We start from the raw sequence: 12899 nt of genomic DNA, 5'->3' as shown, positions 1-12899 counted from the left end.
GAAACTCCTGAACGGATGATGGGATGAGGGGCTGCCGAAGGGCGCGGACTGTAACGCCCGCCCTGTCGAGCGCAAAGCGCTGGATGTCATTCGAGCATTGCAATGACGCGATGCACTGGCTAGCACTCCAGGGAATGCCCACGTTGCTGATGCATCTGACCGCCATCGAACGGATGGCCGCCAATCCCGGCGAGCTGCCGACGGACTGGGTGCGCGCACTCGCGGAGGACCTGCCCTATGCGCGCTTCGGCGCGGCGCTGCCGGACCTGCCGCTGTGCGAAGGCGTGCGCGGCGGGCTGTCTGCCTTCCTCCCGGAGCGGGGGATGCCGCGCTTCGCCCGGCTGTACCACGAGCGCGCGCCGGTGGGCTTCGGCCTGAAGATGGCGGAGCTGGTGGCCACCGGCGCGCTGGTGGGCACCGAGCCGGGGCTGGCGCTGCTCGCGGGCTACTTCACGCACCTGTGCGTGGACCGCCGCCTCTATCCGGTGGTGGACAGGCTGGTCATCCGCCACCGCCGCCGCGGCGAGCGCGCGCTGGATGCGCACCGCGACATCGAGTGGGCGCAGACGCTCTTCTACCTGCGCGAGCTGCACGGCGTGGACCTGCTGGGCACGTCACGGCTGCGGGAGAAGTGTCAGGTGGTGAAGAGCCCGGGCTTCCCGTGGCGTGGCATCGGCCGGGGCATCTACGAGCTGGTGCGCCTGTCGTCGCAGGAGCGCGTGGGCCAGGCGCCTTCCAAGGCGGAGGTGGATGGCTGGGTGCGCGGGCTGTACGTCTCCGGACTGTTCCTCTCCAGCCCCATGGGCCGGGCGCGCGCACTGCCGGCGTATGCGCACCTGACGTTCCAGGAGCTGTACCGCAACGACACCTTCGACTTCGCGGCCGAGGTGGAAGGTGCGCTGGAGTCGGCGCGCGGCGTGCTGCGTCGCTTGCACGGCTACATGGCGAGAGGCACCTTCACACCCCGTACGCGCGCGCGCTTCCTCGAGGCCTTCCCCGAAGGCACACTGGGGGCACGCGCCGCGTAGCGTCGTGCGCCGTCGCAGTGCGGCGCGTGGGTCCCTCACGTGCAGGGCAGGCATCCTGGCGAGCCACGTGCCCCGGGGGGAATGCCGCTGTCCGAAGCGGGGGACCGCTCCTATCCTCGTGAAGGAATGACGCTGCTCCTCCTCATGCTTGCTGGCGGCCTCGCGGGTACCCTCGGGGCCATGCTTGGCATTGGAGGCGGCATCGTCCTGGTGCCCGCGCTCGTGCTGGTCTTCGGCATCCCCCTGGAAGAGGCGATACCGGCCAGCCTGATGTGCGTGGTGGCCAACTCGTGCGCGGCGGCGGCGGGCTACGTGCACAACCACCTGAGTGACATCCGGCTGGGGCTGACGCTGGAGCTGTCCACGGTGCTGGGCGCCATCTGCGGCGGGCTGGTGGCGGCGATGGTGGCGCCGGCGATGGTGGCGGTGGTGTTCGGCCTCTTCACGCTCTACGTCGCGCTGCAGATGCTGCTGTTGCGCTCGCCGCGCGTGGAGCCGGCGACGCTGGATGACTACACGCCGACGAACTACCCGCTGGGCATCTCCGGCTCCTTCGTGGCGGGCGGGCTGTCCGCGCTGCTGGGCGTGGGCGGCGGGCCGCTCAAGGTGCCGCTGATGAGCTACGGCATGAGGGTGCCCTTCAAGGTCGCCAGCGCCACCAGCAACCTGATGATTGGCGTGACGGGCGCGGCGAGCGTGGCCGCCTACGCGCTGCGGGGTCATCTCAAGCTGGCGCTGGTGTCGCCGCTGGTGGTGGGCGTGCTGGTGGGCGCCTACGTGGGCGGGCGGCTGATGCCGAAGGTGCCCACGTCGGTGCTCAAGAAGCTCTTCGCCCTGGTGTTGATGGTGGTGGCGAGCCAGATGTTGTGGAAGGGAGGGGCGGGACTGTGGCCGAGCATGTGGAAGTGAGCGACCCCGACGACTCAGCGGCGCGGGAAGCGTCGAGGGTGTCCGCGGCGGTGATGGCGGACCCGAGGGTGAGTCAGAACATGGTGGTGCCGGACGCCAGCGCGTCGCTGGCACCAGAGGTGGAGGCCGAGCCCGTCACGCAACCCGGGCGGACTCGGCGGCGCGACAGGGCGCTGGCCGGAGACCGGTGGATTGCCCGGGTGCTGCGCGGCGGCGCGGTGGTGAGCGGAGGGATGTTCGTGGTGTCGCTCGGGCTGGAGGCGCTGCCCCGCTCGGAGAACGTCGACGTCGCCATCGACCTGATGCGCAAGGGCGCCGCGTCGCTGCTGCTGGTGACGCCGGTGGCGCGGCTCGCGGTGGCCGGGACGCTGCTGGGCCTCAAGGGCGAGTGGCGCTACGCCGCCGTCGCCGCGGGCGTGCTGGGACTGCTGGCCATCGCCGTGCGCGCCGGCATCCACACGTGACGCTGGTGGGTGCGGTCCAGGGAGCCACGGAGCCGCTCGCGGCTCCGGGCACCCGCGGGCGCGCTCAGACGCCGCGCGCGGCGAAGTGGGCCAGCACGTTGCGGACCTTGGCGACCTCGTCCTGGCGGCCCTGGTCCTCGTAGAGCGGCAGCACCGCCTCGAACTGGGCGCGCGCCGCCTGCCAGTCCTGCAGGTAGTAGCAGGACAGCCCCAGGTCCCACCGGGCGCGGGCCTCGTACACGTGGTCGTGCAGCTGCTCGTACAGCTCCACCGCGCGCAGCAGGTGGGGGCGGGCGCCGTCGTGGTTGCCCAGCAGGCCCTCGGACTCGCCGAGCAGCAGGTGGCCCTGCGCGAGCGCCTCCACGTCCTCGCCCTGCTCCAAGAGCGGCACCGCCTCCAGGAAGCGCTTGCGGGCGGGCTCGTACTCGCCCTTCTCCATGCGGATGTCGCCGATGTCGAGCAGCAGCCGCGCCACGCGGTCGGGGTTGCGCGTCTGGCGCAGGAGGATGAGCGCCTCCTGGTACTTCTCCTCGGCGGCCTCCGGCTGGCCCAGCGAGCGCAGGGACTCGCCGATGGCGGCGCGGGACATGGCCTCGCCCTCGCGGTCCTTCGCCTCGTTGAAGAGGAGGGCGGCCTGGGCGATGCGCTCGATGGCGCCGCGGTGGTCCTCGAAGTGGGCCTTCACCACGCCCAGCCCGAAGAGGGCCTGGGCCTGGCCGGGCTTGTAGCCGGCCTGCTGGAAGAGGCCGAGCGCCTCCTCGTAGTAGCCGCGGCTCGCCGCATGGTCGTCCAGGAGGCCGTGCAGCTCCGCCAGCGTCACCAGCCCCTGGCCCACCTGGGTGGGCGAGCCGGTGATGCGCAGCGGGGCCAGCGCGTTCTTCTGCTGCTGGATGGCGTCGAGGATGTGGGCGCGTTGGGAGTCGTCGGACGGGTGCATGTCGGCCTCAGGCGTCGCCACCCTTGCGGCGCCGGGGCGGCTTGTCCAACGAATCGTCCTTCTCGCTCCCGTGAGTCCCGTTGACGGCGGGCAGCTGCGGCGGCGCGCCATTCTCCAGGCCACCTCCGTGGGCGTGGATGGGGCCGGGCTGCGTGCCGTGGCGCTCCTTCTCCACCTTGTCGCCCTGCTCGTGGACGAGCAGCGGGGAGAAGAAGCAGTCCTTCTTCGTGTACTCGTCGAAGGCGAAGGCGAAGCGGTAGCTGGCCGCCGCGCGCTGGTTGCAGTCGGTGCGCTCGCAGAAGCGGCAGGAGATGCCGGAGGGAATCGCGTCCTTGCGCAGGTCCGTGGTGGGCAGGCCGTACGCCAGGTACTTCGCGTTCTCCGCGTGGGTGCCCAGGCCGATGGAGTACGCCGTGCCCTTGACGATGGAGCCTTCAATGGGCTGCAGCTGCACCTTGGCGAAGCAGAAGTACGTCGTGCCGTCCGGCATGATGGAGTACTGCCGGGTGAGCTGGGACGGGTTGAGGAAGGCCAGGTGCACCGCCCACTTCGCGCAGGAGCCGCCGCCGGTGGCGAAGCGGATGCCGGTGCCGCTGTAGCGCTTGGAGATGTTGCCGGCGATGTCCGCGCGCAGGAAGTGGAAGGGGATGCCGGGGCGCTTGGGGTCCGACAGGTTGCAGATGCGGTGGGCCACCGTCTCGTAGGTGGAGCCGAAGATGCTGGAGAGCAGCTCCACGTCGTAGCGCGTGCGCTGCACCTCCTTGAAGAAGTCCCCGTAGGGCAGCATCAGCGCGCCGGCGAAGTAGTTGGCCAGGTTGACCTTGATGAGCCGCTCGGTCTCTCCGTGGCGCATGCGGCCCGCCACGAGGATGCGCTCCACCAGCTTCTCGCGGTCCATCACCAGCAGGCCGATGGAGGCGGCAATCTGGAACTTCAGCGGCTGCTCGGTGAGGAAGGGCGACAGGGTGAGCGTGCGCGCCTCCGGGTCCAGCCGCCGCACCACGGACGAGCCGCTGGGCGCCGGGTCGTCGAAGAGGACCTGGTAGCCGAAGCGCTCCTCCAGCAGGCGGATGAGCTGGCCGCTGGTGAGCTGGCGCTCCAGGCGGACGTCACGCCGCATCGCTTCGGCCTGCTCCTCCAGCTCCGGGAAGTAGTTGCGGTGCTTCTCCAGGAAGTCGCTGACCTCGTCGAAGGGCGAGTAGTCGAAGCGCACGCCCGGCACCGTGCCGTTCTGCGCGCCGCCCTGCGCCCGGGTGCGCTCCTCCACGTTGAGCTGCGCCAGCACGTTCTCCAGCTGCGTGCGCGTGTTCTTGTAGAGGTTGAAGAGCGCGGCCACCGTGCCCGCCAGCTTCGGCTCCGCCGACAGCGACTGGAGCGACTCCGGGTCGATGTCGAGGCTCTTGAGCAGCGGCTCGTCGAGCAGCTTCGCCAGCGCCTCGTCCACGCGGCCCTCGCCCAGCGTGGACATGAACTGCTCGGGGTCCTGGTCGAAGTAGCGCAGCGCCTTCCAGAGCAGCGGGAAGGGCATCACCCGCTTCCCCTTCTCGATGAGGTTCAGGTACGCGGGGGACACCCCCAGGTCCTTCGCCGCGTCCGACTGCTTGATGCTGCGGGCGAGCCGCAGCCCGCGGAGCTTCAGGCCCACGTTGGCGTTCAGTGCGTTGTCGTTCATGGCCGAGTCGGGCCGTCCTGGAGCGCGCCTGGCCTCGCGCTCCTCAAGCCCTGGCCTCACTTTGCAAATCGATTTACCGATTTGCAATGAACGTTTTTGGGAGGGGGGACCCCTGTCCGGCGGGCGACGGAACAGCTGTCCACCCGCCCCACAGAGCTGTAGGAAGGGGCGTAAGCGCATGTAATCACTGCGCTTTGAGCCTGCGGCGGTGTGGGCCCGGGCACGTCCTCGCCGCACCTTGTCAAGGGTTTACTGGCGCACTGCGCCATGCGACTTCGGGTGCGTCAGTAAAAAAGCCTCCGCGGTTTACAGAGAAACTTCGCCATCCGAATGAAGTGGCGGGCAGTGGATCACTCCCTCACTCGCTGGAAGACGAGTGACACGTTGGTGCCGCCGAAGCCGAACGAGTTGCTCATGACGGCGTCGACGTGGGCGGGGCGGGCGGTGTGGGGCACGCAGTCCAGGTGGATGCGTGGGTCCTTGCGCTCCAGGTTGATGGTGGGCGGGAGCAGGCCGCGGGTGAGGGCGAGCACGCTGATGACGGCCTCGGCCGCGCCGGCCGCGCCGTTCATGTGGCCCGTCATGGACTTGGTGGAGGAGACGGCCACGGTGCTGGCGGCGTCGCCGAAGACGCGGGCGATGCCCTCCATCTCCAGCACGTCGCCGATGTCCGTCGAGGTGCCGTGCGCGTTGATGTAGCCGATGTCCGCGGGCTTCAGGCCCGCGTCCGCCAGCGCGCCGCGCATGCTGCGCTGGGCGCCCTCGTGCTCGGGGGCGGGCTGGGTGACGTGGTACGCGTCGGAGCTGGCGCCGTAGCCGGTGAGCTCGGCGTGGATGCGCGCGCCACGGGCGCGGGCGTGCTCCCACTCCTCGAGCACGAGCATGCCGGCACCCTCGGCCAGCACGAAGCCGTCGCGGTCCGCGTCGAACGGGCGGCTGGCGGCCTGGGGCGCGTCGTTGCGCGTGGACAGGGCCTTCATCGCCGCGAAGCCGCCCACGCCCAGCAGGGAGATGGGGGCCTCCGAGCCACCGGCCACCGCGGCGTCGAACTCACCGCGCTGGATGCCGCGCATCGCCTCGCCGAGGGCGTGGGCGCTGGTGGAGCAGGCGGAGTTGGTGGACCACGACGGGCCCTTGATGCCGTGGCGCAGGGTGACGTACCCGGGCGCCATGTTGATGATCATCTGCAGGATGAAGAACGGGCTGATGCGGTCCGGCCCCTTCTCCAGCGCCTTGCGGTAGGTCTCCTCCAGGCTGGAGATGCCGCCGATGCCGGAGCCGATGATGCACGCCACGCGCTCGGCGTTCTCCGGGGTGACCTTCAGCCCCGAGTCCGCCAGCGCCATGTCCGCGGCCACCACGGCGAACTGCGCGAAGCGGTCCATCCGGCGCGCCTCCCGCCGCTCGATGTAGTCCTCCACCTGGAAGTCCTTCACCTCGCCGGCGAAGCGGCAGTCCAGCCTGCTCGCATCGAAGAGGGTGATGGGGCCCACGCCGCTGCGCCCACCCACCAGCGCCTCCCAGCTCTTCTCCACTCCCGTGCCACAGGGGCTGATGAGCCCCATCCCTGTCACCACGACACGCCGCTTCCGCATGGGCTCTCCATCTCCTGGCACGCCGGGTGCGCGGGCCGCCCGGCCGCTTCCCGAGCCGACGTGCACTGAATCGGGATTTGTATTATGAGCATAATGCCATCTGGGCAAGCCTGTCTCGCGCTGCTACTCAAGTGGCGGTTTGCATGAGATGATGTAGATAATTTCAATCCGGAGCTGGAGGGAGCATCGATGAGCGAGGGCGCAGCCGGTCCGCAGCGGACCCGGACGGTGACGTGGAGGGACCCGCGCGAGGGCGTGGCGGCGGCGAAGTCGCTGTCGGGCCTGGAGTACCTGCGCGCCATCATCCGGGGCGACGTGCCGGGGGCACCCATCGCGGAGCTGATGGGCTTCCGGCCGGTGGAAGTGGACGAGGGGCGGGCGGTGTTCGTGGTGGAGCCGGCGGAGTACCACTACAACCCCATCGGCACCGTGCATGGCGGGCTGGCGGCCACGGTGCTGGACTCGGCGCTGGCGTGCGCGGTGCACTCCACGCTGCCGGCGGGCGCGGGCTACACCACGCTGGAGCTGCACGTGAATCTGGTGCGGGCCATTGCCCATGACACGGGCCGGCTGACCTGCACGGGGGAGGTCATCCACGTGGGCGGGCGGGTGGCCACGGCGCAGGCGAGGCTGACGGACGCCTCGGGCAGGCTGTATGCCCACGGCACCACGACGTGCATGGTGTTCCGTCCCCCCGGGGCGGGCGGCCGCGAGTAGGAGAGGGCGAGACGATGCGGTACGGACCGGAGCACAAGCAGGCCACGCGCGAGAAGATCCTCGCGGCGGCGGAGAACCTCTTCCGCAAGCAGGGCTTCGAGGGGGCCAGCGTGGAGCGCGTCATGCGCGCCGCGGGGCTGACGGTGGGCGGCTTCTATGCCCACTTCGCCTCGAAGGACTCCCTGCTGGCCGAGTCCGTCCGCGCCTTCTTCGCGCGCAACGGCGAGCGGTGGCTGGGCGGGCTGGAGGAGCTGCGGGGCTCGGAGTGGCTGAGCCACTTCGTGCGCCGCTACCTCAACCGGCACATCCGCGACAACATGGAGACGGGCTGCGTGCTGCCGGCGGTGGTGTCGGACCTGGCGCGCGGCACGCCGGAGGCGCGCGAGGTCTTCGCGCAGGGCGTGGACGGCCTGGCGGCGGAGATGGCCGCGCGCGTGCCGGGCCTGGACGGCGTCACCGCGCGCAAGCGGGCGCTGGCGACGGTGGCGTTCCTCATCGGCACCATGACGCTGGCCCGCGCGACGAAGGGGCTGCCCCTGTCGGATGAGCTGCTGGAGGCGGCGCGGGACTTCCTGCTCGCGGGTGGGAAGGAGTCGCAGGTGGCGCCTTCCACGGGCGGGAAGCCCCACTGAGCGCGGGCCCGGCGAAGGCCGGGTGTCCTCCAGTCGCACTCGCGCGCGGGGAAGTGTTCGCTTGCGCGCGTGTGGCCCGCTGGGACGGTTCCCGCGGGCGGCCAGGGCGGGAGACCCTTGCCGCTCCAGCCAACAGGGGGGAAGTACCTTGGCCGATCTCCGTCCCTTCCGTGGTGTGCGGCCTTCCCGGGAGGTCGTGCAGCACGTCGTGGTGCCGCCGTACGACGCCGTCAGCGTGGAGGAGGCCCGTGCGGATGTCCGGAGCAACCCGCACAGCTTCTTCCGCATCTCCCGTCCCGAGGCGGACCTGGCACCCGGTGTGGAAGCGTGCGCCGACACCGTCCATGCGCTCGGGCGCCGCAACCTGGACGTGTTCCTCTCGGAGAAGTGGCTGCGTCAGGACTCGCAGCCGGGCTTCTATCTCTACCGCCAGCGCATGGGGGACCACGTGCAGACGGGCGTGGTGGCCACCGCGAGCGTGGACGAGTACGACGACGGCCTCATCAAGCAGCATGCGATGCCGCGCGCGGACAGGGCGGAGGACCGCACGCGGCACCTGGACGCGCTGGGCGCCAACGACGAGCCGGTGTTCCTCACCTACCGGGCGCACTCCTTCATCGACTCGCTGGTGAAGGAGGGCACGCACGCGCTGGCCGAGTCCGACTTCACCACCGAGGACGGCATCCGCCACACCTTCTGGTGCGTGCACGGAGACCTCAACTGGCGCCTGGCGGAGGCCTTCCTGTCGGTGCCGGCGCTCTACATCGCGGACGGGCACCACCGCGGCGTGGCGGCCTCGCGCGTCCACGCGCTGCGCGAGCAGCGGGAGCAGGAGGGCGGACACGGCCGGTTCCTCGCGGTGGCCTTCCCCCATGACCAGCTGCGCGTCCTCGACTACAACCGCGTGGTGAAGGACCTGAACGGCCTGTCGCCGGGCGTCTTCCTGGAGCGGCTGGCGGAGCGCTTCGAGGTGACGCGTGCGACGCAGAAGCAGCCCGACCGGGCCCACCGCTTCGGCATGTACCTGGAGGGCACGTGGTTCCAGCTCACCGCGAAGCCGGGCACCGTGGAGCGCACGCCCACCGGGAGCCTGGACGTCAACATCCTCCAGCGCAACCTGCTGGGGCCGCTGCTGGGCATCGGCGACCCGCGCAGGGACGTGCGCCTGGACTGCGTGCCGGGCACCCATGGCATGGAGGCGCTGGAGCGGCGGGTGGACTCGAGGGCCGCGACCGTGGCCTTCGCGCTGTTCCCCACCGGCATGGACCAGCTCATGGCCATCTCCGATGCGGGTGACGTCGTTCCGCCGAGGACGACCTGGTTCGAGCCCCGGCTGCGCAGCGGCCTGGTGCTGCACCTCTTCTGACCCGCGCGCGGCGTGGGGCAGGGGGGCGCGATGAGCCCGCCCTTCGCTCCCGCCCGCCGCTGGCTCGCGCTCCTCCTGCTCGCGTGCGTGGGTCTGTCCTGCCAGGGGCTGCCCCGCCCGCGTCCGGTGGGGGACCCCGCGGCGCTGCGCTACAACATCACCTACGTGCGCGAGCCCGAGCACGCGCTGGACGTGGAGGTGGTGCTGGCGCGAGGCACGCCGCGCGACTTCATGTTCAGCGGACCCGGTGGCGTGGACACCGTGCACGCCTGGCGTGAGGACGGGCAGGTCCGCGCGCTGCCGGTGCGCGAAGGCGCGGTGAGTGTCCCCGGGGGCACGCGCTTTTTGCGCTACCGCTATGCGCTGGACGCGCGCATCCGCCAGGAGGGGCCCGACTTCTTCTCCGGCATGGGCGAGGGCGACGCGCGCCACGTGGCCGGCCGCGAGTACCTCATCCGCCCCCGCGTGGTGACGCCGGAGCTGCGCGTGGAGCTGTACGTGGAGGGCGCGGACGCGCTGCTGCCGTGGCTGCCGGAGGACAGCGGCCTGTACCGGCTGCGCGGCGAGGACCTGGTGGACTCCGGCTTCCATGGCTTCGGCGGGCGCCGGTGCCAGGCGCGGCTGCCGGATGCCGTGCTGGACGTGGCCATCCTCGGCACCTTCACGCACCTGCGGGACGCGGACGTGTGCGCGTGGCTGAAGCAGGCCGCCGAAGAAGTCCGCACCGTGCGCAGCGCCTTCCCGCACCCGCGCATCACCGTGCGCGTCGTCCCCGTGCCTGGACGCGACGGCTCCAGCCTCTTCGGCATGGTGCGGTGGAGCTCGCCGCCCAGCATCTCCATCCTCGTGGGGAAGGACACCGAGGCCGCCGCCTTCGAGCGCGACTGGGTGGCCGTGCACGAGCTGCTGCACCTGGCGCACCCCGTCCTCGTCCCGCGCGTGCCCTGGCTGTCGGAGGGCCTGGCCACCTACTACACGGAGGTGGCCCGCGCCCGCTCGGGCCGGCAGAGCGCACAGCGCGCGTGGGAGGAGCTGCTCGACGGCTTCGCGCGCGGCCGCCAGTGGTCCGGCGCGCGCACCATGCAGGAGGCCGTGTCCGGCAGCCCGTACTCGCTCGGCGTCTACTGGACGGGCGCGCTCTTCGCGTTGCATCTCGACGTGGAATTGCGCCGTGTCACTGGAAACAAGCGGCGGCTGGATGACGTGCTGGACGCGCTGGCGACACGTGGCTCCACGTCCACCTTCGGGGCCTTCGGCGAGGTGGTGGACTCGGTCGCGGGCCAGCCGCTGTTCGACGCGCTGCTGGCGCGGCACCTGGAGCGCCCGGCTTTCGCTGAAATGGACGCTCTGCTAGAAGCGCTCGGCGTGAGGGCCGACACGGCGGGAGTCAAGCTGGTGCCGGCCCGGGACAGCCTGTTGCGTGAGGCGGTGGACGGTCGGCGCACCCGCGGCGCCACGGATTGATGGGAAGGGGACGGGACAGGCGCTGTAACCCGCGGGCGGGAGTTTCGTACTGGATGCATCCACGGGCTCCCGGCCCCCGTAAGTGAGGTCCGTCATGCCCCGCAAGTCTCCTCCCGGTGCCAGTGGCGTGACGCAGCAGTGCGGCGCCGGGGCTCCACGCTGTACCCCGTAGTCCACCCCCCAAGGCAGCACCGAAAGGAAACACCATGAACGTCAAGGCTCTCGCGGCGATCGTCGGCACCCTCTCCCTGGCCTCGCTCGCCACCGGCTGTGCGTCCACGAAGTCGGCGGAGGCTTCCGCGGAGAAGGGCGCCGAGGCCGGCTGCAGCGGCCAGAAGGCGGCCGAGGAGAAGGGCGCGGAGGCCGGCTGCAGCGGCCAGAAGCAGGAGGGCGCTGCCCCCGCCGCGACGCCGGAGAAGGGCGCCGAGGGCAGCTGCGGCGCCGGTTCCTGCAGCGGCAAGAAGTAGTCACGCCGTCCCGGGCGGTGGGAGGAAGGTCTCCCGCCGCCCGTGTCGTTCCATCCTCCCGAGGAGGAGTCCCCAGTGCTGGCGACGTACGCGCGGAGACACGGGCTGAAGCCGCTGGGCGCGGGCATCGGGCTGCGCAAGGGCTTCTACGAGGAGCTGCCGCGCACTCCCCGCCCGCTCGACTGGGTGGAGATCATCCCGGAGAACTTCCTCACGCTGGGCGGCAGGGCGCAGCGCGCGCTGGACGGCTGCGCGGAGCGCTGGCCGGTGCTGCCGCACGGCGTGGGCCTCGACATCGGCGGGCCGGACGCGCTGGACGACGACTACGTCACCCGGCTGGCGGCGCTGGTGGAGCGGGTGGACGCGCCGTTCTTCTCGGACCACCTGTGCTACTCGCGGCTGGGCGGGGTGCACCTGCACGACCTGCTGCCGCTGCCCTTCAGCGAGGCCGCCGTGGAGCACGTGGTGCCGCGCGTGCGCGAGGTGATGGCGCGCGTGGGCCGGCCCTTCCTCCTGGAGAACCCCAGCTACTACGCGAAGATGCCGGGCGGCACGCTGCCGGAAGCGGACTTCCTGCGCCACGTGGTGGAGCAGGCCGACTGCGGGCTGCTGCTGGACGTGAACAACGTCTACGTCAACGCGCTCAACCACGGGTACGACGCCCGCGCCTTCGTGGACGCGCTGCCGCTGGAGCGCGTGGTGCAGGTTCACCTCGCCGGCCACACGCGCTACCCGGACGTCATCATCGACACGCACGGCGCCCGCGTCTGTGACGACGTGTGGTCGCTGTACCGCTACGTGCTGGAGCGCACCGGCCCGGTGACGACGCTCATCGAGTGGGACCAGGACATCCCCTCCCTGGACGCGGTGCTGGACGAGGCGGACCTGGCGCGCGCGGCGCTGCGCGACGGAGCGGCGCGATGAAGCCCGGGCTGAAGCACTTCTTCGACAGCATGGACGCGTACCTCGCCCGCCCCGGCGCGGAGTCCCTCGAGCGGCTGTACGCGGAGCACCCGGACTGGGACGCGCGCCGCACCCGCGTGGCCGTCTATGGCGACTTCGTGCGCGGGCACGTGCGCGGCGTCCTGGAGAAGCTCTATCCCCTGGTGCGCGGCGCGGTGGGGCCGGAGGCCTGGGGCGCGCTGGTGGAGGACTACACGCTGACGCGGCCCGCACGGCACCACGAGCTCAACCACGCGGGCGAGGGGTTTCCCGCCTTCGTCGCGGACGCGGCGGCCCCTCGCGGGCTGCCGGCCTTCGTGTCCGCGCTGGCGCGCTTCGAGTGGACGGACTTCGCCGTCTTCGCGTCCGCCGAGCCTCCGCCGCCGCGGGTGGAGCGGCTGACGGCCAACCCCACGCTGGTGGTGCTGGAGCACGCCTTCCGCCTCTGCGCGTACGTGCGGGCGGGGAGCGCGCGGACGGTGCCGGAGGCCGGGGAGGAGCTGGCGCTGCTCTGGCGCCACCCCGGGCAGCTGGTGACGTTCTACATGGAGGCCACGCCGCCCGCGCTGCTGGTGCTGAAGATGGCGGTGGAGGGGCTCTCCGTGGCGGACGTGGCGGCCGCCACCGGCATGCCCGAGCCTGACTTGCGCGAGGCGGTGGCGCGCTTCACCCGCGACGGCCTGGTGCTGGCGCCGGGCGGCTGAAG

General features: G+C 71.4%; 13 protein-coding genes. 10 read left to right on the top strand and 3 right to left on the bottom strand.

Annotated features, from left to right (window positions below; translation table 11 throughout):
• Window positions 1–134: 134 nt before the first annotated feature.
• The 3 genes from LXT23_RS41300 (at window position 135) to LXT23_RS41290 (ending at window position 2401) form a co-directional block, all read left to right on the top strand.
• A complete protein-coding gene (locus LXT23_RS41300) occupies window positions 135–1028 on the top strand; it encodes a hypothetical protein (RefSeq protein WP_323379144.1) in 894 nt (297 codons plus the stop codon).
• A 126-nt stretch (window positions 1029–1154) separates the two neighbouring features.
• Complete coding sequence (locus tag LXT23_RS41295) at window positions 1155–1937, top strand: sulfite exporter TauE/SafE family protein (protein WP_253985965.1); 783 nt, start codon at window positions 1155–1157, stop codon at window positions 1935–1937.
• Window positions 1934–2401, top strand: coding sequence for a hypothetical protein (locus tag LXT23_RS41290; protein WP_253985964.1), 468 nt, complete (start codon window positions 1934–1936; stop codon window positions 2399–2401). The genes LXT23_RS41295 and LXT23_RS41290 overlap by 4 nt, the downstream gene beginning before the upstream one ends.
• Window positions 2402–2465: 64 nt before the next feature.
• Here LXT23_RS41290 and LXT23_RS41285 read toward each other — a convergent pair whose 3' ends face one another.
• From LXT23_RS41285 to fabF, 3 genes are all read right to left on the bottom strand, one after another.
• Window positions 2466–3338, bottom strand: coding sequence for a tetratricopeptide repeat protein (locus tag LXT23_RS41285; protein WP_253985963.1), 873 nt, complete (start codon window positions 3336–3338; stop codon window positions 2466–2468).
• 7 nt (window positions 3339–3345) lie between these two features.
• Window positions 3346–5010 carry a helix-turn-helix domain-containing protein gene (locus LXT23_RS41280; RefSeq protein ID WP_253985962.1) on the bottom strand — a complete coding sequence of 555 codons (1665 nt, stop codon included), beginning with the start codon at window positions 5008–5010 and terminating at the stop codon, window positions 3346–3348.
• A 350-nt stretch (window positions 5011–5360) separates the two neighbouring features.
• Complete coding sequence (gene fabF, locus LXT23_RS41275; RefSeq protein WP_253985961.1) at window positions 5361–6605, bottom strand: beta-ketoacyl-ACP synthase II; 1245 nt, start codon at window positions 6603–6605, stop codon at window positions 5361–5363.
• A gap of 189 nt (window positions 6606–6794) precedes the next feature.
• Here fabF and LXT23_RS50245 point away from each other — a divergent pair, with 189 nt between their 5' ends.
• The 7 genes from LXT23_RS50245 to LXT23_RS41240 all read left to right on the top strand — a co-directional run bounded on the left by LXT23_RS50245 (window position 6795) and on the right by LXT23_RS41240 (window position 12897).
• Window positions 6795–7322 carry a PaaI family thioesterase gene (locus LXT23_RS50245; RefSeq protein WP_253985960.1) on the top strand — a complete coding sequence of 176 codons (528 nt, stop codon included), beginning with the start codon at window positions 6795–6797 and terminating at the stop codon, window positions 7320–7322.
• Window positions 7323–7336: 14 nt separating this feature from the next.
• Window positions 7337–7954 (top strand): TetR/AcrR family transcriptional regulator, encoded by a 618-nt coding sequence (locus tag LXT23_RS41265; RefSeq protein ID WP_253985959.1) that lies wholly within the window; start codon window positions 7337–7339, stop codon window positions 7952–7954.
• 148 nt (window positions 7955–8102) lie between these two features.
• On the top strand, window positions 8103–9320 hold the full coding sequence (locus tag LXT23_RS41260; RefSeq protein WP_256561660.1) for a DUF1015 domain-containing protein: 1218 nt from the start codon (window positions 8103–8105) through the stop codon (window positions 9318–9320).
• Window positions 9321–9350: 30 nt separating this feature from the next.
• Window positions 9351–10784 carry a M61 metallopeptidase family protein gene (locus LXT23_RS41255; protein ID WP_253985957.1) on the top strand — a complete coding sequence of 478 codons (1434 nt, stop codon included), beginning with the start codon at window positions 9351–9353 and terminating at the stop codon, window positions 10782–10784.
• Between the two features lie 206 nt (window positions 10785–10990).
• Window positions 10991–11251 carry a hypothetical protein gene (locus LXT23_RS41250; RefSeq protein WP_253985956.1) on the top strand — a complete coding sequence of 87 codons (261 nt, stop codon included), beginning with the start codon at window positions 10991–10993 and terminating at the stop codon, window positions 11249–11251.
• A gap of 78 nt (window positions 11252–11329) precedes the next feature.
• A complete protein-coding gene (gene bufB / locus LXT23_RS41245; RefSeq protein WP_256561674.1) occupies window positions 11330–12175 on the top strand; it encodes an MNIO family bufferin maturase in 846 nt (281 codons plus the stop codon).
• A complete protein-coding gene (locus LXT23_RS41240) occupies window positions 12172–12897 on the top strand; it encodes an HvfC/BufC N-terminal domain-containing protein (RefSeq protein ID WP_253985955.1) in 726 nt (241 codons plus the stop codon). Before bufB ends, LXT23_RS41240 begins: the two co-directional genes overlap by 4 nt.
• The last annotated feature ends 2 nt before the right edge of the window (window positions 12898–12899 follow it).

The sequence above is a fragment of the Pyxidicoccus xibeiensis genome (genome assembly GCF_024198175.1).
GTDB lineage: Bacteria > Myxococcota > Myxococcia > Myxococcales > Myxococcaceae > Myxococcus > Myxococcus xibeiensis.
Note: the sequence above shows the minus strand (reverse complement) of the source record. Positions and strands in the feature narration are given on the sequence as shown.

Coding starts and splice junctions, on each gene's coding strand:
- LXT23_RS41280 (WP_253985962.1), bottom strand. CDS start 5,010: ATGAACGACAACGCACTGAACGCCAACGTGGGCCTGAAGCTCCGCGGG.
- LXT23_RS41300 (WP_323379144.1), top strand. CDS start 135: ATGCCCACGTTGCTGATGCATCTGACCGCCATCGAACGGATGGCCGCC.
- LXT23_RS41240 (WP_253985955.1), top strand. CDS start 12,172: ATGAAGCCCGGGCTGAAGCACTTCTTCGACAGCATGGACGCGTACCTC.
- LXT23_RS41250 (WP_253985956.1), top strand. CDS start 10,991: ATGAACGTCAAGGCTCTCGCGGCGATCGTCGGCACCCTCTCCCTGGCC.
- LXT23_RS41295 (WP_253985965.1), top strand. CDS start 1,155: ATGACGCTGCTCCTCCTCATGCTTGCTGGCGGCCTCGCGGGTACCCTC.
- fabF (WP_253985961.1), bottom strand. CDS start 6,605: ATGCGGAAGCGGCGTGTCGTGGTGACAGGGATGGGGCTCATCAGCCCC.
- LXT23_RS41285 (WP_253985963.1), bottom strand. CDS start 3,338: ATGCACCCGTCCGACGACTCCCAACGCGCCCACATCCTCGACGCCATC.
- LXT23_RS50245 (WP_253985960.1), top strand. CDS start 6,795: ATGAGCGAGGGCGCAGCCGGTCCGCAGCGGACCCGGACGGTGACGTGG.
- LXT23_RS41255 (WP_253985957.1), top strand. CDS start 9,351: ATGAGCCCGCCCTTCGCTCCCGCCCGCCGCTGGCTCGCGCTCCTCCTG.
- LXT23_RS41265 (WP_253985959.1), top strand. CDS start 7,337: ATGCGGTACGGACCGGAGCACAAGCAGGCCACGCGCGAGAAGATCCTC.